Raw genomic sequence first — 23,862 nt, forward strand, 5'->3', positions numbered from 1 at the left:
TTTCAAGTTATTCTTAATCAATTAAATATCAGTACCTTGCAGTTAAGAATGTATCTGGATAGAAACAGGTTAACAAATCCTTTAACCTAGAGGTGGGTTTTCATCGTTGAGTAAATATAGAATCTTTGTTATTGATTGTATGAATTTGGTCGGCTGTGTTTTCTTTATTCCATAAACATTCAGAGAGGCAGACATGGAACTAAAACTGCTAGAGGTCGGTCAGAATACGGAGCAATTAAGCTCGTGCCGTATATCTCTCATTTTAGGTGTCTATACCTCCAATAACCTATTAGACACCTTTTGTAAGATCGCCCGTAAAGTTTTAAACGTTAAAACCAGCATTATTCGCTTCCACACGGAGCCCTATATCTGGTACAGCTGTCCGCGCGGTTTCCGGGCTTTGCACGCCCCGCAGGACGTGAATCTGCCTACGTATCTGCAACACGCAGATGTCATCGACCAGATGCATCCTGCTTATACAGAACTGTCAAATTATGTGAAAGATCTCGGTGTAGCGCATCAGAGATTGGTCGCCTTTAATTTAAAATCAAGTAGCGGTGTGTCTTTTGGACAGGTCATTTTCTTTGATGATCAGACCGAACTGTTTGATCAGGACGATATTGCCACTATTAAACAATTTGCTGAAAGTTTAGTGATTCGAATTCAGCTCAATCAAGAACATACTGAACTGAAAGAATTATATGAACAGCAATGCGCACTCAACTTCAGTAAAACCAAATTTTTCCAGATTATTGCGCATGACTTGCGTGCACCATTTCATGGTTTACTGGGCTTTTCCGAAGTGCTAGCGCAGGAGCGTGACACTCTGGACGAATCCAGTATCCAGAGCATCGCGGATTATTTATATGATAATGCACAATCGACCTATAACCTGCTGGAAAGCCTGCTGACTTGGGCGATGGCAGAGGGTGGACGCTTTATTTATCATCCGATTAATTATGAATTGAAACAATCCAGTAATATTGTGTGCAGTGTGCTGAAAAGTCTGGCCTTAAATAAAAAAATTGAACTGGTTGATAATATTCCTGAAGACATCAAGGTACATGCGGATATCAACATGATTACCTCTGTCTTGCAGAACCTGGTGTCGAATGCGCTTAAATTCACCCCGGTGAATCAAGGCGGTAAAGTGATTTTAGCTGCAGAAATGGAAGGCGAGCAGGTCAAGATTACGATTCAGGATACTGGCTTGGGCATGACTGAAGAGCAGATGCAGAATCTGTTTAAACCGACTTTGGGTGTCAGTGTCAGAGGCACAGCTGAAGAGAAAGGGGCAGGTTTGGGTCTGGTGCTCTGCAAGCGCTTTATTGACCTGAACCATGGTCAAATTGCTGTAGATTCCAAAGAGGGTCGGGGTACGACCTTTACCGTGCATTTACCGATGGTCACCAATGATCATCAGGCACTGGTGCTTGAAGATGTACATATCGAGCAATCTTAAAGAAGTAAATTTCAAGCTAAAACATTCCCACTGAGACAAAACTCCTGCTATAACTAAGCAGAATGTTTCAGGGGAAGAGTTGAGTGATGAATGCGGCACAATTGCAGAAAACCTTAAGAGCCAGCCAATATGCCGAACAGGTATTGGCCAATCACCAGAGTCTACTGGAACAGGATTATGCAATTGACCAGTTTCAAGGCTCACTCAGTCGGGAATATATTGATCAGCTGGTGCAGCACTGCATCCTAAATATAAGCGATGAAGCAACGTGGATGCGCGCAATGCGTATTTTGCGGGCTCGATTGATGTTTCGTTGGATCTGGCAGGATGCCAATCAACTCACCGATGTCATTACCCTCACCCAAGAACTCTCCGATTTTGCCGATGCGTGCATCTGTGCGGCGAAAGATTTTGCCCGTATTCCGGTCGTTGCCAAGTATGGCCAGCCAATCGGCTATAACGGAAAAGTCCAAGATCTGATTGTCATTGCCATGGGGAAACTCGGCGCCCAAGAACTCAATCTTTCCAGTGATATCGACCTGATTTTTGCCTTCGATGAGCAGGGTGAAACCGCTGGGCGCAAATGTATTGATGTACAGCAGTTTTGCATCCTGTGGGGACAAAAACTAATTCATTTGCTGGATCAGATCACGGCAGATGGTTTTGTATTCCGGGTGGATATGCGCCTGCGTCCCTGGGGCGATGGTTCGGCGCTGGCCATTAGCCACGCGGCCTTGGAAAAATATCTGAGCCAGCATGGACGTGAATGGGAGCGTTATGCCTGGATTAAAGCACGTATTGTTAATCCAAGTCCGGAAGGTGACGAGCTGCTGGAGATGACTCGTCCATTTGTATTCCGCAAGTACGTCGATTACAGCGCTTTTGAAGCCATGCGCGAAATGAAAGCCATGATCGAGCGTGAAGTACAACGCCGGAATATAGAAGATGATATCAAGCTCGGAGCTGGCGGCATTCGCGAGGTTGAATTTATCGTGCAGGTGTTTCAGCTGATTTATGGTGGAGCCAAGCTTGAATTGCAGGATCGCCAGTGTCTGGTGAATCTAAATCATCTGGATGATGCCGAGTTGCTGGATGAACAGGCGGTGCAGGATCTGGAAAATGCCTATTTATTCCTGCGCCGGGTTGAGCACGCGATTCAGGCACTGAATGATCAGCAAACGCAATCACTACCGACAGAGCCAGAGTTAAGGGCGCGTATAACGGACACACTTGGTTTTGCGGATTGGGACAGCTTTATGGCATATCTCAATGAAAAGCGTGACAAAGTGATGTATCAGTTTGATCATTTAATCAAGGAAAATGGTCCTGACACCCTGGTTGAAAGTTTTTCCCAGCTGGAAAAGAAACTCAAAGAAGTTTTGGACGAGAATGCAAAGAATCTTGTCTATGAGTTTTGGAATGGGCATGCCTTAAAAAAATTACCAGCCAAAGCAGTGCAGCGTTTAAAAGCTTTTTGGCCACATTTAATCGAAGCAGTTTTACAGTCAGAGGATCCGCAGACCGCACTGGTACGACTGATGCCCTTGGTGGAATCAGTAATGCGCCGTACGGTATATCTGGTGATGTTAATCGAGAGTAAAGGGGCGTTACAGCGACTGGTGAAGATGGCCACGGTCAGCCCATGGATTTGTGAAGAACTGACCCATTATCCGGTGCTACTGGATGAATTCCTGTCGATGGATTTTGAATTGCCAAAACGTAAGGATCTGGAAGATTCCTTGCGCCAGCAGCTTTTACGGATTGAAATTGACCAGGTCGAAGACCAGATGCGGGTTTTGCGCCTGTTTAAAAAATCTAATGTTCTGGCCGTTGCCGCCAGTGATGTGCTGGCTGAAAGTCCTTTAATGAAAGTTTCCGATGCCTTGACCGATATTGCTGAAGTATCGGTGAATGCAGCGCTGCATCTGGCCTATCAGATTGTGGCAAAAAAGCATGGTTTTCCACTGGATGCAGAAGGGCAGCGCTGTTCAGTCGAGCATACGGCTTTTGCAGTCATTGGTTATGGTAAAGTCGGTGGAATTGAATTGGGTTATGGCTCGGATCTGGATCTGGTGTTTATTCACTATATGGGTGAACAGGCCGATACCGATGGACTTAAGCCGATCAGTGGCTTTGAATTTGCCATGCGGGTTGCACAAAAGTTTATGTCACTGATGACCACGCAAACCTTGGATGGACGTGTATATGAAGTCGATACCCGATTGCGTCCATCGGGCGAAGCTGGGCTTTTGGTCACCAGTTTAAAAGCCTTTGAACAGTATCAGTTCAAGAGTGCCTGGCTATGGGAGCATCAGGCCTTGGTACGAGCCCGCCCGATTGCGGGTGAAATGAGCTTACGGAAAAAGTTTGAAGTCTTGCGCCGGGATATTCTGATTCAGCCCCGTGATGAAAATTATGTACGGGCAGAAGTACTGAAAATGCGTCAGAAAATGAAGGAGCATCTCGGTTCTTCTAAAGAGCAAAAAAAAGATGGTATTTTTCATTTAAAACAAGATGCAGGTGGTATCGTAGACATCGAATTTATGGCACAGTATGCGGTGTTGGCTTGGAGTGGGACGAATAAAGATCTCGCCCATTTCTCCGACAATGTACGAATTCTTGAGGATGCCGCAAAATCAGGTTGCTTATCCAGCGACGATGCGACTGCTCTGATTCAAGCTTATCTCCGTGAACGCGCCGAGAGCCATCGCTTAGCCCTTGCAAATCAATCCATGCAAGTGTCTGCAAGCGACTGGCACGATACCCGAATGACCGTTTGCAAGTTATGGCAAAGACTAATTGATCCGAGTGCAGACTTTGCACCGGATAGTGAATAATTGTGAGAAATTGGAGTTTGTGGCATGAATTTGGCTGATCGTGATGGTTTCATTTGGCAAGATGGACAACTAGTTGACTGGCGTGAGGCAAAAACTCACGTATTAACACATACTTTGCATTACAGCATGGGTGTGTTTGAAGGCGTCCGTGCTTATGAAACCCCGAATGGAACGGCTATTTTCCGTCTAAAAGAACATACGAAGCGTTTGTTGAATTCTGCAAAAATTTATCAAATGAAAGTTCCATTTGATCAAGCAGCATTAGAGCAAGCTCAAATTGATGTTGTTCGTGAAAACAAATTAGCGTCTTGCTATTTACGTCCAATTATTTTTATTGGTTCTGAAAAACTCGGTATCGCTGCAACTGACAATACCATTCATGCCGTAGTTGCGGCATGGAGCTGGGGTGCTTACCTCGGTGAAGAAGCAATGGCGAAGGGTATTCGCGTAAAAACTTCTTCATTTACCCACCATCATCCGAACGTGACCATGTGTAAGGCTAAAGCATCAGGTAACTACACCTTGTCGATTCTTGCGCATCAGGAAGTGGCGCATTCAGGTTATGATGAAGCAATGCTGCTCGACCCGCAAGGCTATGTATGCCAAGGTTCAGGCGAAAACGTATTCTTGGTACGTGATGGTGTGATTCATACGCCTGATATCGCTGGTGGTGCGCTGGATGGTATTACCCGTCAAACGATTATTACGATTGCTAAAGACCTGGGTTATGACGTAATTGAACGCCGTATTACCCGTGATGAGTTCTACATTGCAGATGAAGCATTCTTTACCGGTACTGCTGCAGAAGTAACACCAATCCGTGAATATGATGACCGTCAGATTGGTGAAGGTGTACGTGGTCCAATTACTACACAAATCCAGAAAGCATATTTTGATGCAGTTCAGGGCAAAGACCCGAAATATGCACACTGGTTAACGTATGTGAAGTAATTCAGAATTTACTGATTGAAAAAACCTCTCATTTGAGAGGTTTTTTTTAACTGATGTACTTATTCTGCCGAACTTATGTCATCATATTCACCATCAAGAAGATTTTAAGATGAGCTTAGGCATACGCAATGAGTAACATCGTTATTTGTATGAAATGGGGAACCAAATACGGTTCAGAATACGTCAATCGTTTATACAATATGGTTAAACGACATACGACAGTCGACTTTAAAATGGTCTGTCTGACGGATCGTACTGAAGGCATTGATCCTGCAGTAGAATGTTTCCCTATTCCACCTCTGGCATTGCCTGAAGGTGCGCCTGAGCGTGGCTGGAACAAGCTGTCCACTTTTGAACCTGATTTGTATGGTTTAGAAGGCAATGCACTGTTCCTCGATCTTGATGTGGTGATTGTCGATAACATCGATGAGTTCTTTACTTATCCGGGTGATTTTCTGATTATCCATGACTGGAAACGTCCTTGGCGAATTACCGGTAATAGTTCGGTATATCGTTTTAAGCTAGGTGCTTTCCCGGGGCTTTTGCCTTATTTTCGTGAAAACTTTGATGAAATCCGTAAAAAATTCCGTAATGAGCAAGCCTATTTGTCTTGGTACGTAGACCGTGAAGGTAAACAGACATACTGGCCAGAAAGCTGGTGCAAGAGCTATAAATATCATTGCCTGCAAAAAATCCCGATGGCTTACTTTAAGCCACCTGTGAAGCCTGAAGGGGCCAAAATCATTGTGTTTCATGGGGAGATTAATCCACCTGATGCAGTCAATGGTGGTGGTGGGAAATGGTACCGTTATGTGTTGCCATCGCAGTGGATCAAGGATGCTTGGCAGTAAGCTGAATCAATGAGAAATTGAAAGAGATTTAATTTCAAATGCCGGTAAGAAAGAAAAGTAAGTTCGAACAATGGTTTTCATTTAGTCGCCATCAACGTCGATTTGGGGCAGATAAGGTCTATGCTCAGTTTAATGATGTAGATCTAGATGCACTTAAAAATCAGATTATTGATGGTAAAGAAGCTTGCTATACCCATGGTTCAGCTAAAGATTTAAATGAACATATTGAGCAGCTTGAACAGGAGTTTGTCGGTCAGTCTGCACTGAATCACTATCATGCCAGTTTAATTGTTCTGATTCGTCGCGAAGTTGATGTCCAGAATAATTATGCGAAATTTAAAGCATTATGGATGGCTGAACGAAATTTTCTTGTACAGTCATTGAATATACGCTGGCTGATTTCAGCCTGTGATACTTTTATTGATTTTGATGAGGACGTAACTCTAAAAGCCATTCTGATGAATGCAGTGGTATTGATTAATACGCTTAAGTTACAGGAAACAGAACGTTTTTTGTGTGATCAGTCTTTAACTGTAAATCAGGAGCATCAGCAGTTATTACAACAACAGCGCTATGCCTTATTTGATGGTACTTCTGCATTTGCAGTTGGAACAGATGATACTTTACGTAATATGCGCTGGCGACTAGAACAAGTGTGTAAAGCTCATGAGCTTGGTCAAATCGTGATACAAATTTTTGACCGTCTTCAACTTGAGCAGAATGAGAATGTTTATTCACGTTTTAAACAGCGTCATACTCGTGAAAAGACGAGATGGTGGTAATTGTGAATACTTTAATTATCAATTTAAAAAGTTCACAGGATCGTCGTGATTTTCAAAAAAGACAATTTGGGAAATTAGGACTGGATTTTGAAATATTAGAAGCATTTTCAGTTGCTGATCTGAGTGAAGAACAATACCAAAAATTCGGTTTTGGCTGGCAAAGGCCTTTGCGTAAAGTTGAGGTAGCGTGCTTTCTCAGTCACCAAAAAGCCTGGGAAGAAGTAATAAAAAGGAATCAGCCCTGTTTAATTCTTGAAGATGATGCCGTATTGGCTTCCAATACAAAAGAAATTTTAAACGAAATTGAACAGCATCAATTTTTAGATGTGGACTTAATTAATCTAGAAGTAAGAAGTCGTAAAAAAATTATTAGTCGAACACCCGTGTGTATCTTAGGTTCTACTCAGGTCGAATTATATGAATTATATCAAGATCGTACTGGAGCAGCAGGTTATATCCTCTACCCGAGTGGCGCGCAAAAATTATTAAAACGTTTGGCAAAAACCACACCGGCAATTGCAGATGGATTTATATTCTCTGCTTATGAATTACATTGTTTGCAAGCTGAACCGGCAGTGATTATTCAAGAAGATCAGCTTGGTGCTTATGGTCTCTTACAACAAGGGCGTTTTGATTCGACCATTGGGCGCTCTGAACACTTTAAACCTGAATTCAGCTCTATCAAAGAAAAATATAAGTTTAAAAAAAGACGTTTAGTAGGACAAATTGCAATGGCGATACGATATTTGCAGGTCATGGGAAAGGCAGAAAAAAGATTGATCAATCTAGATCAAGAAAAATTTATTCAGGATTAGTGCTTCATGAAAAAAACAATCGTATTAGCCATTTTTACTTTACAGGGAAATGGCGCTGAACGTTTTGCTTTAACCTTGGCAAAGGGCCTAATTGATGCAGGTCATGAAGCACATATTGTTTATTTTAAAAATATTATTGATTTACCGATTCCTGAGGGCGTAAAACTTCACTTTTTTGATTATCAAAAGTATCGTGCAATTCCTAAATTTATGCGTGCCAGTTTTGCAGCAAAAGCATTTGATCGGTTTGTTATTAAAAATATTGGGATCCCTGATCTTGTCCTATCAAACTTATTTCCTGTTGATTTTATATTATCAAAAAGTCAGTTACCGAATGTTCATTTAGTCATTCATAACACGACGAGTTTGGAATATGGTGAAAGATTAGAGGGAATGAAAAAACAGTTGGATAAAGTTTATTTAGCCAAGCCTTGTGTAGCAGTAAGTAAGGGTGTCGAAAAAGACTTTATTAAAGTATTTGGCTCAAAAAGTCGGATTACTACAATTTATAATCCGATTGATGTGGAACAAGTGGTTTCAACAGCAAATGAATATATTCCTGATATTGAAAAACCATATATTGTAAATGTTGGGAAGTTTAAGCAACAGAAACGACATGATATTTTAATTAAAGCTTATGCAAAAGCCAATGTTCAAGAAAAGCTGGTTTTGGTCGGGACTGGTGAACTATTAGAAACTTCTAAAAAATTGGTTAAAGATTTAGGGATAGAAGGCAAGGTTATTTTTACAGGCTTCAAAAAAAATCCCTATCCATATATTAAGCATGCAAAATTTATGGTTTTGTCGTCTGATTTTGAAGGGTTGGGTTTAGTAATTTTAGAAGCTTTAGCTTTGGGTATTCCCGTTATAAGTACTGATTGCCCTTCGGGTCCCAATGAAATTTTACAAGCTAATAATCTCGTTGCTGTAGGCAATATTTTTGAACTTTCGCTTAAAATCAATCAAGCATTAAAAGAGGTAGATAATTATTCAACAAATTTGAATCCATCTTTTACCCAAACTTATGCTGTTGCGGAATATATACGGTTAATCGATTAACTTAATAAATTTATCAGCCATCTCTTTAATATCGTAACGTTTTGATAAGTTTGGGGGAATTTGATATGGATTTTCTAATATATCTTCGATAGAATTTTTTAATTCTGCACGATTATTTGGTTGTACTAGACCGCGTTGCATATCGGGGGTAAAAAATTGATGTGATACTCCTTCGCTGCAATTATATGCAACGACATGAGTGCCATTTAATAGAGCTTCTCCAATAACAAGACCGAAGCCTTCTGTCTGAGAAGGGAGAACTAATATTTTACTTTTTTTAATATATTCGATAGGTTCATCCACCCAGCCAGTAAAATGAACACGATCGCTAATATTTAGTTGATTGACTAATTTTAAAAGTTTGTCTTTTCTTGCTCCATCACCAATAATAATCATATTTTTAATAATATGAGAATTTTTTAGAGCAAATAAAGCATGTTCAATTTGTTTGGAAGGTGATAAACGACCAACATAGCAAATATCCCATACTTTTTCTTTCTTTTCAGATTGTATTGTATCTTTTAAATTTAATCCATTATAAATAACATTTATATTAGAATTCTCTAAAATTTGAGAATATTTCAATTTTAAATCTTTATTAAGTACGATAAAATTTTTGTTTGAAAACACTTCCTTAAATTTATTAATAAATTTTCTCTTCTTATATATATTTCTTAATATTTTAATCGGATTTGAAGTTTTATTAAATTCAGGAAGAATATCTGCTTGTGACCATATCCATATATTTGGATGATTAATAAATGATATGCTTAAATATGCATACCAAATAGTTAATATAACAGCTTCAGGTTTTATTTCATCAATAAGAGACTGGAGTTGTTCTTTCTTACTAGATTCTAATTTTTTGTCTATTAATAACTTCCCACCAACAAATTTAATAGGAAAATCAATAGATTGAATATTGAAACTCTTAGTCTTTTCTTTATAATTATTTATATCAATTAAGGTTATGATGTTTATTTCATAGCCTCTCTCTTGCAGTTTTTTTGCAAGATTAAGAGTCATAATTTCTGCACCACCACCTTTAAGATGATCAATAATAAAAAGAATTTTTTTCTGATCTTTCATTTTAAACCTAATTTTTAAGTTTTAATTTAAGTAGCTAATTTTTACTATGAGTAATATAAACTTTTGTCATTTTCCAACTTCCTAAACCGTTTATACCCCCACAAATATTGTTCTGGAGCGACATTAATCATGCGCTCCATTTCTTTATTTAAGGTATCAACCGACAGTTGTAAATCTTTAGATACAATATCATTTGATAATTTAGTCACGTAAATATCGTAGCCAGACAAATCCTCTCGTCTTAAACAACTAAGCCCAATTACAGAACATTGTGTTTTAGCTGCCAGTTTGGAAACTAAGGTAGAAGATAGCGCATTCTGATTGTAGAAAAGTGAGTAGATACCACCACTTTCTTTAGGTACATGATCCGGTAAAATTGCAGAAAAGCCACCCTGTTTTAAATGCTTAAACAAAGCACGTACACCAGAATCATCTGTAGGGACCAGTGTGGCATTCAGACGTTGCCGGGCTTCAAGCATAAAGCGGTCAACATCCTGATTCTTGCTGGGCTTATACATAATCACAGGGGAGGTGTGTTGATTTACCCAGACATTCAATAGCTCCCATGTACCAAAATGAGGCACCACCGCCAAACAGCCATGAGGATTTTGCAGAGCTTGCAGGAAAATATCTTCACTCTGCACATCTCGAATTAAAGACAGTGCATATTCAGAAGATGATCCCCAAATCTTGACTGATTCCGCATAAGTCATACACTGACTTTTCAGGCTGCGTTTGGTCAAATCAGCCCGTTCAGATTCAGAAAGCTCAGGATAAGCAGAGGCCAGATTAATCTCGGTCACTCGGCGTGCAGAAGAATGGCTGAAATACAAAAGAGATCCAGCCAATTGCGCAAGATTTTGAATGAATCTTAATGGAAGCTTGGAGAAATTTTTAAGTAGGGTATACATGCTATCCAGATGGTCAGATTATAGGTCTTTGTCCGGATTGCCTTTCAGCACCATATAAATCAAACCCACAAAAATCAGCAGGGCACCTAAAATACTGCTCAGGCAAAAATACACAATACGGTCATTGGTATCGAGGTTGAACAGATTGTTGGCAAGGATATAGCGCATGAACAGCCATTGAACCACTGAAAATACAATAAGCATAATGCTGCGATTACGAACTGCAGGACGCATAGCCATTGCTAATTACCTTAGATTAAAAACTGTGGCTATTATGCCACTGTTCCAGATGTGACTCAATCACACAAAAAAAGCCCCACACGAGGCAGGGCTTTTTCACTTAAATCTTCAAGAATTATTCTTGAGATTCAGCTTTTGGTTTTTCACGTAAACGAATACCAAGGTCACGCAGTTGGTTTGATTCAACTGGTGCCGGTGCTTGCGTCAATGGACATTCAGCAGTCTTGGTTTTCGGGAATGCAATCACATCACGAATCGAAGATGCACCAGTCATGAGCATCACCAGGCGGTCAAGACCGAATGCCAAACCACCATGCGGAGGCGCGCCATAACGTAAAGCGTTCAACAGGAAGCTGAATTTCTCTTCGGCTTCTTCTTCACCAATACCAAGTGCTTCAAAAATTGCTTTTTGCATTTCAAGGTTATGAATACGCAGCGAGCCACCACCGACTTCAGTACCATTCAATACCATGTCATAAGCAACTGAAAGCGCAGCGCCCGGGTTGTTTTTCACGTCTTCAACGCTTGATTTAGGCAGCGTGAATGGGTGATGCACAGAGGTCCATTTGCCATCATCAGTTTCTTCGAACATCGGGAAGTCAACGACCCAAAGCGGCGCCCACTCGCAAGTTGCAAGTTTCATGTCATGACCGATCTTCACACGAAGCGCGCCCATGGCATCGTTTACAACTTTGGCTTTGTCTGCACCGAAGAATACGATGTCGCCATTTTCAGCGCCAACACGTTTCAATAGATCAAGCACGATTGGCTCGATGAATTTCACGATTGGAGATTGAAGACCTTCGATACCTTTTTCAAGTTCGTTGACTTTGATGTAAGCCAAACCGCGTGCACCGTAGATGCCTACAAACTTCGTATATTCATCAATCGCGCTACGTGGAAGTGAACCAGCACCCGGTACGCGAAGCGCAACGATACGACCTTTAGGGTCTTTTGCAGGACCTGCGAATACTTTGAACTCAACGTCTTGCATTAAGTCTGCAACGTCAACCAGTTTCAAAGGAATACGCATATCCGGTTTGTCAGATGCATAGTCACGCATTGCATCGTTGTAGGTCATGCGTGGGAATTTATCAAACTCAACATTTAGAAGTTCTTTGAACATCTTAACGGTTAGAGTTTCCATTAAATCCATGATGTCATCGTCACTCATGAACGATGTTTCAACGTCGATTTGGGTGAATTCTGGCTGACGATCCGCACGTAAGTCTTCGTCACGGAAACATTTAGCAATTTGGTAGTAACGATCAATACCGCCCACCATCAACAACTGTTTGAATAGCTGTGGAGATTGTGGCAGTGCGTAGAAACTACCGTTAGATACACGGCTTGGCACTAAATAGTCACGCGCACCTTCAGGAGTCGCACGTGTCAAAATTGGTGTTTCAACGTCTAAGAAACCATTGTCTTCGAAGTAGTTACGAATCAGGTTGGTTAACTTAGAACGGAAGCGTAAACGATCTAACATTTCTGGACGACGGATGTCCAAGAAACGGTATTTCAAACGAATTTCTTCAGAAATATTGGTGTTTTCGTCATTCAATGGGAAGGGCGGAGTTTCAGACTGAGCAAGAACTTCAATTTCTTTACCCAAGACTTCGATTTGACCGCTCACCATATTGGCATTTTCTGTGCCTTCATAACGGCGACGTACACGGCCTGTAATTTTTAATACAAATTCTGAACGTACTTTATCAGCAGTTGCGAATGCTTCAGGAGTATCTGGGTCAATAACCACTTGAACAAGACCATCACGGTCACGCATGTCAAGGAAGATTACACCACCGTGGTCACGGCGACGGTGTACCCAACCGCATAATGTTACGGTTTGGTCAATTTGAGCTTCGGTTAAAGAACCGCAGTAATGAGTTCGCATCATAGCGTTAGAAATCCAACTATATGGGTTAAGGTCAGCGAATACGTAAACAGCGTACCGCTTTGAGTAAAGGTAGGATTATGCCTCTTTGGGCATGTTGTCACAAGAACTTGGGTCAAAAACAATATCATTTTAAAGTGAATAGAGGAAAAGCCAGGGCTTTGTTTAACCCATCCTGCGATCTCTATCTAAAAATAAAAACAATAAACAGCCCAGACTAAAGGTGATCAGAAAGCCTTGGCTAAATTCATTAATAGAGCGACCAGTAAAATAATAGAGGTCCGATTGCCAGACTTCTGTAGAGATATAGCGTGCATAATCCCAGACCGAAAATAGGCCGGTAAATATAGAAAAGAGCAATAAGCCCCAGGCAAACGATTTGATTTTCACACTGACTGCAAGATATTGCTGATGAGTTTTATAATAATGCAGGCTCATCCACAGCATAAACGGCAAAACGATCACAGACGTGCCGATCTGTAAAATCCGGTGCAGCGGATAACTGTTGCCAAATAGCTGAAACTGTTGGGCTAAGACTTCATGAAAGGCAAAAGTTCGAAAATCGACATGGGTTAGTCCATCCCAGATTAAATGGGTGGCTGTACCAATGATGACTGCCAGACACATCACCAGGGTGAATTTTAGTGCTGAAAGGATATTGTGAATCTTTAAATCATGCTGAATACCGATGAAACGGTAAATCACGGGCCGGTAAATCAGGTACCAGACCGCACAAAAGGCCAGACCGATCCAGAGATCTGGATGAATCAGAGAAGACCATAAATGGGTGATATTAGAATTAGTATGAGTAAACAGACGATGCAGATCGGGAACCATGCTCCCAATTGCCAGCGCAGCAACAGGGAGTCTATTCCCAGTTAAATATGAAATAGGTGGAGCAAGCACAGCATGCGATAAGGTAAAGGGCATAAAGACAATGTTTTAATGGAATCAAAAATATTCAAAGGACATTCTAATAAAATATAGCACTGATTATCGTAAAGGATTGCAAAAACAATGAAATGTTATATTATAACATTCATCCAAAATACTGAATTTGAGCTTCGGTCATGTCCTTTCCTAAGAATCTAATAACATTGTCAATTTTTGCTGTAGTTGCACCTACAGTATTTGCAGAGCAATCCTCATCTTCTATCCCGGTTCAGACCATGGACACTATTCAGGTGCAAGCTCATCCATTGGTGCAGACTGCGGCGGATTTCGCGGTTGCAGATCAGGTCGTGGATCAGAAAGCGCTATCTGAACGTGCTACCACCATTGGGGATGCCTTGGCAGATGAGCTGGGTGTTTATTCTAATCAATATGGTTCAGGTTCAAGCCGTCCTGTGATTCGTGGTCAAGATGGTCCACGTGTGAAAGTGTTGCAGCATGCTTCTGAAACAGCGGATGTATCCACTTTGTCTCCTGACCATGCAGTAACCGTTGATCCGATTCTGGCAAAACAGGTGGAAGTAATTCGCGGTCCATCAACCTTGCTTTATGGTGCCGGTACAGTCGGTGGTCTGGTGAATGTCACTGATCAAAAAATTCCGACCCAGATGCCTGAAGATGGTTTGGAAGGTACAGTCGGCCTGCGTTATAACTCAGGCAGTGATGAAAAACTGGCAAGTGCTGGTGTGACAGCGGGTATTGGTGAAAACTTTGCTTTGCGTGTAGAAGGCTCAAAACGTAAAGCCAATGATTATATTGCACCGGATTATTTTCATGAGCATGATGACGAATTAGAAAAAGAACGTCGTGTGGGCAATACTTTTGCTGAAGGGCAAACAGTCAATATTGGCGGATCATGGATTCATGATCGTGGTTTTGTCGGTCTGTCTTATAGCAACCGTCAGGATCAGTATGGTTTGCCAGGTCATAGTCATGAATATCATGGTTGTGTTTTACATGGTGATCATTTTCATGGTTGTCCAACACCTAATCCAGAGGCACCAGCCCATGAAGAGCATGGTGGACCATGGGTAGATTTAAAATCTGAACGCTATGAAGTACGTACCGAACTGGAACAGCCTTTTGCCGGTGTTGAAAAACTACGTGCACATGCTAGCATTACCGATTATGAACACGATGAACTTGAAGAAAATGAAGTGATCAGTAACTTTAAAAGCAAAGGTTATGACGGTCGTTTAGAGTTGGTGCACGTACCAGTTGCAGGTTGGGAAGGGGTGATTGGAACCCAGATTTCACAGCAAAAAATTAATCTTGCCGCATCAGAGCATGACCATCATGAAGATGGCGATGAGGACGATGAAGAACATCATGTTCATGGTTCAGGTGTCGTGATGCCGGACACAAAAACTGACAAATTCAGTCTTTTTGCTTTAGAGCATAAGCAACTTGGCGATGTGCATGTTGAACTTGGTGCGCGTGTCGATCATCAAAAAGTGAAAGTAGATTCGGATCAGAAAGATTATTCGGGGACTGGTGTCTCTGCATCCGCTGCTGCCAACTGGGAATTTGCACCGAACTACAAACTTTCTGTAGTGGGATCACATCAGCAGCGTTTGCCTTTAGCTCAAGAACTCTATGCTGATGGCTTGCATTTTGCGACCAATACCTATGAACTAGGTAATCCTGATCTCGATAAAGAAACTTCAAATAATCTCGAGTTAGGTCTGCATTATGAAGGGGATAAACTGGATTACCATGTGCACGTGTATCACAACTGGTTTGATGATTATATCTATGGCGAAACGGTAGCGCAGAAAGGTAATTTACGTGGCGTGCAATATACCCAAGACAAAGCCAGATTCTATGGTACAGAAGCACAAGCCGGTTATCAGATCAATGATATGTATAAAGTCAGCGTCTTTGGGGACTATGTGCGTGGCAAGATTGAAGCTGAGAATGCACCACGTGTACCTGCAGGTCGCTTAGGCACCAAAGTAGAAGCAGACTTTGCCGATGGCTGGTCAGGTTTGGCTGAGTATTATCATGTCTTTAATCAGGACAAGATCGCCAGCTATGAAGATGAAACCCAAGGCTACAATATGGTGAATGTTGGCCTGAGTTATGCCAATAGCATTGCAGATAACAATGCTTATCGAGTTTATTTCAAGGCCAATAACCTGCTCGATGATCAGGTGTATTCACATACTTCATTCCTGTCTAATATTCCGCAGGTGGGTCGCAACTTTACTGTCGGCGTGCAGTATGATTTCTAACAGGTCTACTGAAATAATCGACCAAATCATCTAGATCTCACTGAAATCTACTTGAAAAATCATAAGATAAAACCTAGCCTGAGTATATTGGGTTAGGTTTTTTCTTATGCGTATCTTTCAACGAATTCACAATAAATTGAACTGGTCGAATCGCCGTTATGCGACTTTGATCATTAGTATGCTGGCTGTGGGTTATTTGGCTTCGGCAATCTACCACACGTATAAGCCTTTGCCGGAAGGTCTGAATTACACGGGCAAACTGCGTCATGCCGAAGTCAAGTTTCTGGCCGATCAGACTTATCTGGATGCCGAAGGAAAACAGCATTTAGATCATCGCATTTTTAATGAAATGCTGAAAATGATTGAAGAGGCCAAATCGCTGATTGTGCTGGATATGTTTTTATTTAATCAGCAAACCGGTGCATCTACGCAGCAGCATCAGGCATTGAGTCAACAACTGAGCGATGCTTTAATCAGTAAACGTCTGCTGCAGCCTGAGGTAGAAATCAAATTTATTACCGATCCGATCAATTCGGTCTATGGTGGAATTAGATCCGAGCAGTATCGGGAATTACGTCAGCACGGTATTGATGTGATTGAAACCAATCTGACGCCGTTGCGGGCTTCCAATCCAAGCTGGTCCGGCTTCTGGTATATCTGTTGCCAGGGCATTGGCAATAATCCGGAAACAGGCTGGTTGCCGAATCCATTTGGAACAGAAAAAATTACCCTGCGTAGTTATTTTGATTTGTTTAACTTTAAAGCCAATCATCGCAAAACCATGGTGGTGGATACCGATCAAGGCTGGAAAGCACTGGTCACATCCATGAATCCACATGATGGCAGTTCGCGGCATTCCAATATTGGCTTATTGGTCTGGGGCAGCACAGCCGTCGATATTCTGAAAACAGAACTGTCTGTAGGCATGATGTCACAAGCGAATATGCCAGCCATTGTCGCGGGAGATTTTCAGGCAGACCGTAGCCAGCCACAAGCTCAGGTGCTGACTGAAAAAGCCATTTATGATGCAATTCTGAATCTGATTCAGACCGCGAAAGCCAGTGAACAGATTGATCTGGCAATGTTTTATCTGTCTGAGCGAAAAATTATCAAAAGTCTGATAGCGGCCCATGAACGTGGTGTCAAAGTCCGGATTTTACTCGACCCAAATAAAGATGCCTTTGGCCGTGAAAAGAATGGAATTCCAAATCGGCAGGTGGCTTCAGAATTGCACGAAGCGGGTATAAATGTACGTTGGTGTCATACTCAGGGTGAGCAATGTCATAGCAAGATCCTAATGAAGCGCAATGCTCAGCAAGCTGAAATGATTTTAGGTTCGGCCAATTTTACGGTACGCAATTTGAAAAACTATAATCTGGAAACCAATATGCGCGTGGTGGGTCAGCCTCAGGCCGAAGTCTTCCGGGATGCCCAGCAATATTTTGAGGGTGCATGGTCAAATCTAAATGGCCGTTCGATGAGCGTAGACTATACGCAATATGCAGAAAACTCGTTCTTTAAATATTGGCTGTATCGTTTTATGGAATGGAGCGGCTGGTCGACGTTTTAATTTTAAATCCCTCCTGACCTCCCTTTTAAAAAGGGAGGAAAGTCCCTCTTTGAAAAAGAGGGACTTAGGGAGATTTTTTATTATCAGCTTTTTGATTCTGGATTCGGCGGAACCAACTGATCCAGCTCTTTATCCGTCAATTCATCCAGTTCAGAAATATCGGTTTTAATTTTCCATTGCGCTTCATCATCGACTGGATTTGGTAGACGCGCTTCTAACCAGTCACATACGACATCGGGCGGGAAATCGGCGTGATTACACTGGATTACCCAAGACAGGAAATCTTTGGCTACACCATTCATATATGGCGGTGGCGAAACTGGAAGGAACTGAGTTGGAAGACGTTCATTTTTAGAAATATAGTTCAGGACATGACCCAGCTCTTGCACAGTTTGCCAAGCCAGCGGATGATCGACATTGATCTGAAACTTAAACCACCATGCCTGTTTGCCATCTGAACCATAGCTATCAATCCGTTCTTTCTGAACACTCGGCACTTTAGAAAAATATTCATGTAAACGATCGAAATTTAAATCAGACACAGTATTCAACTCGAAACATTAAAAAAAGTAATTTTAGCATAAAGCAGTAGCTTGCCGACGTGCCTGTCAGATTGAAAATAGGCGAGCGCATTACAAAAAATTGCAGCTCCAGCGAGCTTATCCATATTTTCTGCATCTATTTTGTTTAAAATATAAGCAGATTATTCGGAGGAAGCTCAAATGAGAATCGTACTATCGAGTGCAATATTGGCTGCATTGCTATTAGGAGCTTCTGCACAAAGTATGGCTGGCAATGCTTGGGTGGGTTATGGTGGTGTAGATCGATCCACACCGAATTATCGCAGCGCTCCACGATCTTATGATCCACCACGGCAGTATTATCCGCAACGTCCGCTGCCACCAAGACCACATTACCCGCAACGACCACCATATTGGGGCTATCCACCTGCACAGAGTCAAAGTGGATTAAACATTCAGTATCAGGCACCGACCACTATTTATCAAAATTCGAATAGTTATAGCTGGGTCAATGGTGATCCGAATGTTGCCCGGATTGAAAGTTCGAGATATACGGTAATTACCGATTGGCAGCGTTTAGGGTTACCAGCACCACCGCGTGGCAGCTACTGGATTTATGAAAACGGACGCTATGTGCTGGTGCCGAATCGTTAAACTGCTCTAAACTCTGAACGGATAATTCAGTTATAAACGTCAATAACTCAAAAAGACCAAAATAGTTCCCTCTCCTGTGAGGAGATGAGTAGCACCTACGCAAGGGAGAGATTGCTTGAGATAAATCTCCCAAAACCCTAAACGAGGCTTAAGTATTACTTTAAGCTGAAGTGCAAAAAAAGAGGGCTTAAAAGACTATGCCAATTCATCATCTTCTGGACGCGGTGTTTTGCCAAGGGGTAATGGCTTTTCACTATGTTTGTCACGAATCACGGATGGATAAGTCCATGAGGCATAGCGCACCACTAATATCGCAAAGGCCAGAATCAGAATCGAACCGGTAATAATCACCAGATCCATGCTGGCTTTATGCGTGTGTTGAATATCTGCAATCAGCAAACGGGTCAGTGCAGTAATGGCAATATAAATCAGGAAACGTACTGGCATATGGTTGGTTTTGAAATAGATGCCGACCATGGCACCAAGTTCCAGATAAATAAACAACAGAAGAATGTCGTCAATGGTGGCGAACTGTTTCACGGTCAGAATGTCAATGACGGTATGGCCAGCGGACCAGATCACCATACAGCCAATAATAAACAGCGCAATATAATGAAAGCTTTCTACAGCAAGATTGCCAAGACGGTCGAGGAGAGCTTCAAATTTTTCAATTTTCGGACGTGATTTAGACATATTATCCTCCTGATTTTTCATGTGAAATAAAGATAGTTGCAGAATAACGTGCAAAGATCATGCACAGAATGATTGAATGAAAAATAAAGATTAAATTATTTGAACTTTTGCGCTTTTTTTAGACTAAATTGCTATATTGTATGGGTGGTAACATTGAATAAATAGGAGAAAAAAGTGTTAGATAAAATTCAAACAAAAATTAGCCAATTAGAAGCCGGAAAAAAATTAATCCTCGGCGTAGGCATTAAGGCTGAAGATATGCAAAAGGTGGTGGAGCTCTGCGAGTCTTTAGAGTCAGAGGGGAATATCAAAATTGTGAATAAACATTCGAATCCGAAAAGCAATAATCAGACGGATACCTTGCTAATTCAAAAAGTTTAATTGTTGCATTTTCATAAAAAACGCCTGCTGATGCAGGCGTTTTTATTGCAGATTTTTAGCTTAAGCTTGAGTCGTGAAATAATCTTCAGAGAAGTTCATGATGACGTCAGAACCTGATTTCACTTTAGTAATGCGTAATGCCAATTCAGGCAGAATGCGTTGTACAAAGTAACGTGCCAGAGCGATTTTATTTTGATAGAACTCACCGTCTTTATTTTTCGCTGCATTGGTAATGCGCGCGAACATATAAGAGAAGCTCAACAGACCTACAGCGTGCAGATAGTCAACTGCGGTTGCATTCGGGAAGTCATGGCTTTCTCGTGCTGCTTCCAGAATGTACTGAGTCACCGATTCAACTTCAGTTGCTGCATCCAGTGTGGCATCTTTAATAAAGTTTAGATCCGCATCCAGACTATTGGCAAAGTCACGGATTTCAGAGATATATTCAGAGATATATTCGCCGCCACATTTAATGGTTTTGCGGCCGATCAAGTCTTGTGACTGTACACCGTTGGTGCCTTCATAGATCTGGGAAATACGTAGGTCACGGATACATTGCTCCAAGCCCCATTCACGGATATAGCCATGACCACCGAAGACCATTTGTGCATCTAGGGTCGCCTGGAATGCGGTATCCGTTAAATACGCTTTCGCGATTGGTGTTAATAGCGCAACGCGGTCATTGGCTTTTTTCACCGCTTCAGGATCAGTAGAGAATTTGGTGATATCCAGTTGCTGACCTACATAAACTGCAAAGGCACGCGAAGCTTCGTTATTGGCACGTACATTCAGCAGCATACGGCGTACATCACCATGCACCAGAATGCTATCCGCAGGTTTGCTTGGTGACTGAACGCCAGCCGCACTACGACCCTGTAAACGGTCTGTGGCATATTGCGCAGCGTTTTGATAAGCGAATTCAGAAGCACCTAGGCCTTGAATACCCATCGACAGACGTTCGTAGTTCATCATCACGAACATCGCAGCGAGACCTTCGTTTTCTTTACCAACGAGGTAACCTTTGGCACCGTCAAAGTTCATGACACAAGTCGCAGATGCCTTGATCCCCATCTTGTGTTCGATTGAACCTGGGCCGACCGGATTACGCTCGCCGATAGAACCATCTTCATTGACCAAGAATTTCGGTACGATGAACAGGGAAATACCACGAGAGCCAGCAGGGGCATCTGGGGTTTTCGCTAGAACGAGGTGAATAATATTTTCCGCCAGGTCATGATCACCACCCGTGATGAAAATCTTGGTGCCGCTGATGCTATAAGTGCCGTCTTCGTTACGTTCAGCTTTGGTTTTGATAATACCCAGATCAGTACCGGCATGTGGTTCGGTTAAGCACATGGTGCCTGACCACTCACCCGAATAAATTTTAGGTAAATAGGTTTCTTTTTGTGCTTGTGAAGCATAGCTGTTCAGCGCCATGCCCGCACCAACAGAAAGCAATGGATACAGCATGAAAGACGGGTTGGTGGCAAACAGCATTTCATCAGAAAGTACCGTTAGCATTTTCGGCATTTCCTGGCCGCCCCATTCCATATCTGCGCCTAGACCAATCCAGCCGCCTTCTGCATATTGTTTGAATGCTTCTTTAAAACCAGCAGGTGTGGTCACATTGCCATTTTCAATTTTTGCGCCTTCTTCATCACCTGTACGGTTCAGTGGAAGCATGACGTTTTGCGAAAATTTTGCCATTTCTTCAAGAATCGCTTCTGCTGTCGCAGCATCCAGATGCGCTAGATTTTCATTGGCCTGCCAGAACGGTTCTGCATTGAAGACATCGTTCAGGATGAATTTCATATCGGCAAGTGGCGCGTTATAAATTGGCATGGTGTGTCACCTGTTTATTGTTTGATTAAATGAGTTTTAATCAGTCTAAAACACTCAAAATCTGAATGTTAGACGACTAAAGGTTAATTCTGTAACTCTTTATAAAGAAAAAGGACTGCCTGTTGATTGACCGTCCTTTTTCTGAAATGTAGCTAGTCTGAGACTAACTTAGAATGCAAAGTGTTCCGCATCCAGGTTCATCAATGGCTCTACACCTGTCGCAATCACTTCAACGTGTGAACGAACGCGTGGCAGGATTTTCTTGAAGTAGAAGCGTGCTGTCGTCACTTTGGCATTGTAGAAATCAACCTCAGTGGTGCCCGCAGCCAGTTGCTCCTGAGCAACCAATGCCATACGTGCCCATAGGTAAGCTAGAGTGACATAACCAGAGAAGTAGAGGTAATCGACTGCAGCCGCACCCACTTCTTCAGGGTTTTGCATCGCGCGCATACCAATCTGCATGGTCAGATCGCCCCATTCTTTGTTCAAGGCAGCCAATGGTTCAACGAATTCTTTCATTGCAGCATTGTCTTTGTGCGCTTCAGCAAATTTATGGATGATCTTGGTGAAGTCTTTCAACATTGCACCTTGCGTACCCAATACTTTACGGCCTAACAAGTCTAGTGCTTGAATCTCAGTGGTTCCTTCATAAATGGTAGAGATACGTGTATCTCGTGCAATTTGTTCCATACCGTATTCAGAAATGAAACCATGACCACCCAATACTTGAATACCGTGTTTTGCTGACTCTGAACCTGTTTCAGTTAAGAACGCTTTTGCAATTGGGGTTAAAAGAGACAAGATATTGTCAGAAGATTTGCGTTCTTCTTCAGTTGCACCTTGTTCAACGATATCTGCGTGTAGACACAACAGATACACTAGTGCGCGACCACCTTCTGCAAATGCTTTCTGCGTCAACAGCATGTTACGTACCGCAGGATGCACAATGATTGGATCTGCTTCTTTTTCAGGGGCTTTCGGGCCAGAAAGTGAACGCATCGCTAAGCGATCTTTGGCATAAGTCAAGGCACCTTGGAATGCACCTTCAGAGGCTGAAAGACCTTGTACAGCAGTACCAATACGTGCAGTGTTCATGAACGTGAACATGCAGTTTAAACCACGGTTTTCAGGGCCAATCAAGAAACCTTTCGCGTTATCAAAGTTGATGACGCAAGTTGCGTTACCATGAATCCCCATTTTGTGTTCGATTGAACCACAACGAACTGCGTTACGCTCGCCTAAAGAGCCATCTGCATTTACATTGAACTTTGGTACGATAAATAAAGAGATACCCTTAGTACCTTTAGGTGCGCCAGGAAGACGAGCAAGAACAATATGGACAATGTTCTCAGCCATGTCATGTTCACCCGCTGAGATAAAGATTTTCTCGCCTGTGATGGCATAGCTACCGTCTGCTTGAGGCTCAGCTTTGGTGCGAATGATACCTAAATCAGAACCTGCATGTGATTCAGTAAGACACATGGTGCCGGTCCAAACACCTGAAACCAAGTTAGGTAGGTAGGTGGATTTTTGTTCGTCTGAACCATGATGTTCTAGGGTACGTACTGCACCGTGAGAAAGGCCAGGATACATTCCCCATGCCCAGTTCGCAGTACCCACCATTTCAGAAATCACGTTACCTAAAGATACAGGAAGGCCTTGACCGCCGTATTGCTCTTCAGCCGACAATGATGGGAAACCCAGTTCGATATATTTTTGATACGCTTCTTTGAAGCCCGCTGGTGTTGTGACCACACCATCGTTCCACGTACAACCTTCTAGGTCACCGCTTTGGTTAATTGGAGATAATTCATTTTCACAGAAGTCTGCAGCAGCTTCTAAATATTGGTCAACCAATTCACGGTTTACAGTTTCCTGAAATGCAGGCAATTTAGAGTAATGTTCTTCTGCGTTAAGTAACTCATGCAGTACAAATTGCATATCACGTAAAGGCGCTTTGTATTGTGGCATATCGGTTTCCTCAATACTGGTTGAACCAGCGTTATAATCTTAGATGAACTAAAACCTGTCTTCACTGACACGGTTTGGAATGATCTAATCGTGCAACAACTTCCCCTGCGGTACAAGCTTTTCGGGGTGTTTTCTTGGTGACTGTAAAGTC

General features: G+C 42.1%; 20 protein-coding genes. 11 read left to right on the plus strand and 9 right to left on the minus strand.

What is annotated here, in order from left to right; all coding sequences use genetic code 11:
• Positions 1 to 193: 193 nt before the first annotated feature.
• The 7 genes from AC1IR0_RS07800 (at position 194) to AC1IR0_RS07830 (ending at position 8,757) form a co-directional block, all read left to right on the plus strand.
• A complete protein-coding gene (locus AC1IR0_RS07800) occupies positions 194 to 1,462 on the plus strand; it encodes a sensor histidine kinase (RefSeq protein ID WP_184412632.1) in 1,269 nt (422 codons plus the stop codon).
• An 86-nt stretch (positions 1,463 to 1,548) separates the two neighbouring features.
• Positions 1,549 to 4,299: a bifunctional [glutamate--ammonia ligase]-adenylyl-L-tyrosine phosphorylase/[glutamate--ammonia-ligase] adenylyltransferase gene (gene glnE / locus AC1IR0_RS07805; RefSeq protein ID WP_409651961.1), complete on the plus strand. Its 2,751-nt coding sequence runs from the start codon at positions 1,549 to 1,551 to the stop codon at positions 4,297 to 4,299.
• A gap of 24 nt (positions 4,300 to 4,323) precedes the next feature.
• Positions 4,324 to 5,250 carry a branched-chain amino acid transaminase gene (locus tag AC1IR0_RS07810; RefSeq protein WP_004278329.1) on the plus strand — a complete coding sequence of 309 codons (927 nt, stop codon included), beginning with the start codon at positions 4,324 to 4,326 and terminating at the stop codon, positions 5,248 to 5,250.
• Positions 5,251 to 5,378: 128 nt separating this feature from the next.
• On the plus strand, positions 5,379 to 6,101 hold the full coding sequence (locus AC1IR0_RS07815; protein WP_409651965.1) for a glycosyltransferase: 723 nt from the start codon (positions 5,379 to 5,381) through the stop codon (positions 6,099 to 6,101).
• Between the two features lie 38 nt (positions 6,102 to 6,139).
• On the plus strand, positions 6,140 to 6,883 hold the full coding sequence (locus AC1IR0_RS07820) for a hypothetical protein (RefSeq protein ID WP_409651968.1): 744 nt from the start codon (positions 6,140 to 6,142) through the stop codon (positions 6,881 to 6,883).
• 2 nt (positions 6,884 to 6,885) lie between these two features.
• Positions 6,886 to 7,698, plus strand: a complete 813-nt coding sequence (locus AC1IR0_RS07825; RefSeq protein ID WP_253101027.1) for a glycosyltransferase family 25 protein — start codon at positions 6,886 to 6,888, stop codon at positions 7,696 to 7,698.
• Between the two features lie 6 nt (positions 7,699 to 7,704).
• Entirely contained in the window at positions 7,705 to 8,757 is a 1,053-nt protein-coding gene (locus AC1IR0_RS07830) for a glycosyltransferase (RefSeq protein WP_247143803.1), read from the plus strand.
• On the opposite strand, the gene AC1IR0_RS07835 is transcribed toward AC1IR0_RS07830, so the two are convergent.
• The 5 genes from AC1IR0_RS07835 to AC1IR0_RS07855 form a co-directional block, all read right to left on the minus strand.
• Positions 8,746 to 9,846: a glycosyltransferase gene (locus AC1IR0_RS07835; protein ID WP_247143802.1), complete on the minus strand. Its 1,101-nt coding sequence runs from the start codon at positions 9,844 to 9,846 to the stop codon at positions 8,746 to 8,748. The two genes, AC1IR0_RS07830 and AC1IR0_RS07835, sit on opposite strands and share 12 nt — an antisense overlap.
• Positions 9,847 to 9,890: 44 nt before the next feature.
• A complete protein-coding gene (locus AC1IR0_RS07840) occupies positions 9,891 to 10,757 on the minus strand; it encodes a lysophospholipid acyltransferase family protein (protein ID WP_253101034.1) in 867 nt (288 codons plus the stop codon).
• An 18-nt stretch (positions 10,758 to 10,775) separates the two neighbouring features.
• The gene (locus tag AC1IR0_RS07845; protein WP_004278319.1) at positions 10,776 to 10,997 is read right to left on the minus strand and encodes a hypothetical protein; all 222 of its coding nucleotides are present in this window, start codon (positions 10,995 to 10,997) and stop codon (positions 10,776 to 10,778) included.
• A 115-nt stretch (positions 10,998 to 11,112) separates the two neighbouring features.
• Positions 11,113 to 12,897, minus strand: a complete 1,785-nt coding sequence (gene aspS, locus AC1IR0_RS07850) for an aspartate--tRNA ligase (protein ID WP_005246006.1) — start codon at positions 12,895 to 12,897, stop codon at positions 11,113 to 11,115.
• Between the two features lie 162 nt (positions 12,898 to 13,059).
• Positions 13,060 to 13,824: a DUF4184 family protein gene (locus AC1IR0_RS07855; protein WP_409651975.1), complete on the minus strand. Its 765-nt coding sequence runs from the start codon at positions 13,822 to 13,824 to the stop codon at positions 13,060 to 13,062.
• A gap of 140 nt (positions 13,825 to 13,964) precedes the next feature.
• Here AC1IR0_RS07855 and znuD point away from each other — a divergent pair, with 140 nt between their 5' ends.
• Positions 13,965 to 16,079, plus strand: a complete 2,115-nt coding sequence (gene znuD / locus AC1IR0_RS07860) for a zinc piracy TonB-dependent receptor ZnuD (RefSeq protein WP_409651978.1) — start codon at positions 13,965 to 13,967, stop codon at positions 16,077 to 16,079.
• 106 nt (positions 16,080 to 16,185) lie between these two features.
• Entirely contained in the window at positions 16,186 to 17,649 is a 1,464-nt protein-coding gene (locus tag AC1IR0_RS07865) for a phospholipase D-like domain-containing protein (RefSeq protein ID WP_409665322.1), read from the plus strand.
• Between the two features lie 83 nt (positions 17,650 to 17,732).
• Here the strand turns inward: AC1IR0_RS07865 and AC1IR0_RS07870 are convergent, their stop codons facing one another.
• Positions 17,733 to 18,191 (minus strand): hypothetical protein, encoded by a 459-nt coding sequence (locus AC1IR0_RS07870; protein ID WP_004647495.1) that lies wholly within the window; start codon positions 18,189 to 18,191, stop codon positions 17,733 to 17,735.
• Positions 18,192 to 18,371: 180 nt separating this feature from the next.
• On the opposite strand from AC1IR0_RS07870, the gene AC1IR0_RS07875 reads away from it, so the two are divergent.
• Positions 18,372 to 18,824: an RcnB family protein gene (locus AC1IR0_RS07875; RefSeq protein WP_180038787.1), complete on the plus strand. Its 453-nt coding sequence runs from the start codon at positions 18,372 to 18,374 to the stop codon at positions 18,822 to 18,824.
• A 195-nt stretch (positions 18,825 to 19,019) separates the two neighbouring features.
• On the opposite strand, the gene AC1IR0_RS07880 is transcribed toward AC1IR0_RS07875, so the two are convergent.
• Positions 19,020 to 19,517: a phosphate-starvation-inducible protein PsiE gene (locus AC1IR0_RS07880; protein WP_004647497.1), complete on the minus strand. Its 498-nt coding sequence runs from the start codon at positions 19,515 to 19,517 to the stop codon at positions 19,020 to 19,022.
• A 174-nt stretch (positions 19,518 to 19,691) separates the two neighbouring features.
• Here AC1IR0_RS07880 and AC1IR0_RS07885 point away from each other — a divergent pair, with 174 nt between their 5' ends.
• Entirely contained in the window at positions 19,692 to 19,898 is a 207-nt protein-coding gene (locus AC1IR0_RS07885) for a hypothetical protein (protein WP_005261855.1), read from the plus strand.
• A gap of 60 nt (positions 19,899 to 19,958) precedes the next feature.
• On the opposite strand, the gene AC1IR0_RS07890 is transcribed toward AC1IR0_RS07885, so the two are convergent.
• Together AC1IR0_RS07890 and AC1IR0_RS07895 are read right to left on the minus strand one after the other, a co-directional pair.
• A complete protein-coding gene (locus AC1IR0_RS07890; RefSeq protein WP_409651987.1) occupies positions 19,959 to 21,740 on the minus strand; it encodes an acyl-CoA dehydrogenase C-terminal domain-containing protein in 1,782 nt (593 codons plus the stop codon).
• A 168-nt stretch (positions 21,741 to 21,908) separates the two neighbouring features.
• The gene (locus AC1IR0_RS07895; RefSeq protein ID WP_409651990.1) at positions 21,909 to 23,711 is read right to left on the minus strand and encodes an acyl-CoA dehydrogenase C-terminal domain-containing protein; all 1,803 of its coding nucleotides are present in this window, start codon (positions 23,709 to 23,711) and stop codon (positions 21,909 to 21,911) included.
• Positions 23,712 to 23,862 lie beyond the last annotated feature (151 nt).

It is taken from the genome of Acinetobacter sp. 129952 (assembly GCF_056642055.1).

Coding starts and splice junctions, on each gene's coding strand:
- AC1IR0_RS07800 (WP_184412632.1), top strand. CDS start 194: ATGGAACTAAAACTGCTAGAGGTCGGTCAGAATACGGAGCAATTAAGC.
- AC1IR0_RS07840 (WP_253101034.1), bottom strand. CDS start 10,757: ATGTATACCCTACTTAAAAATTTCTCCAAGCTTCCATTAAGATTCATT.
- AC1IR0_RS07865 (WP_409665322.1), top strand. CDS start 16,186: ATGCGTATCTTTCAACGAATTCACAATAAATTGAACTGGTCGAATCGC.
- AC1IR0_RS07830 (WP_247143803.1), top strand. CDS start 7,705: ATGAAAAAAACAATCGTATTAGCCATTTTTACTTTACAGGGAAATGGC.
- AC1IR0_RS07890 (WP_409651987.1), bottom strand. CDS start 21,740: ATGCCAATTTATAACGCGCCACTTGCCGATATGAAATTCATCCTGAAC.
- AC1IR0_RS07875 (WP_180038787.1), top strand. CDS start 18,372: ATGAGAATCGTACTATCGAGTGCAATATTGGCTGCATTGCTATTAGGA.
- AC1IR0_RS07845 (WP_004278319.1), bottom strand. CDS start 10,997: ATGGCTATGCGTCCTGCAGTTCGTAATCGCAGCATTATGCTTATTGTA.
- AC1IR0_RS07895 (WP_409651990.1), bottom strand. CDS start 23,711: ATGCCACAATACAAAGCGCCTTTACGTGATATGCAATTTGTACTGCAT.
- aspS (WP_005246006.1), bottom strand. CDS start 12,897: ATGATGCGAACTCATTACTGCGGTTCTTTAACCGAAGCTCAAATTGAC.
- glnE (WP_409651961.1), top strand. CDS start 1,549: ATGAATGCGGCACAATTGCAGAAAACCTTAAGAGCCAGCCAATATGCC.
- AC1IR0_RS07815 (WP_409651965.1), top strand. CDS start 5,379: ATGAGTAACATCGTTATTTGTATGAAATGGGGAACCAAATACGGTTCA.
- AC1IR0_RS07880 (WP_004647497.1), bottom strand. CDS start 19,517: ATGTCTAAATCACGTCCGAAAATTGAAAAATTTGAAGCTCTCCTCGAC.
- AC1IR0_RS07820 (WP_409651968.1), top strand. CDS start 6,140: ATGCCGGTAAGAAAGAAAAGTAAGTTCGAACAATGGTTTTCATTTAGT.
- znuD (WP_409651978.1), top strand. CDS start 13,965: ATGTCCTTTCCTAAGAATCTAATAACATTGTCAATTTTTGCTGTAGTT.
- AC1IR0_RS07835 (WP_247143802.1), bottom strand. CDS start 9,846: ATGAAAGATCAGAAAAAAATTCTTTTTATTATTGATCATCTTAAAGGT.
- AC1IR0_RS07810 (WP_004278329.1), top strand. CDS start 4,324: ATGAATTTGGCTGATCGTGATGGTTTCATTTGGCAAGATGGACAACTA.
- AC1IR0_RS07855 (WP_409651975.1), bottom strand. CDS start 13,824: ATGCCCTTTACCTTATCGCATGCTGTGCTTGCTCCACCTATTTCATAT.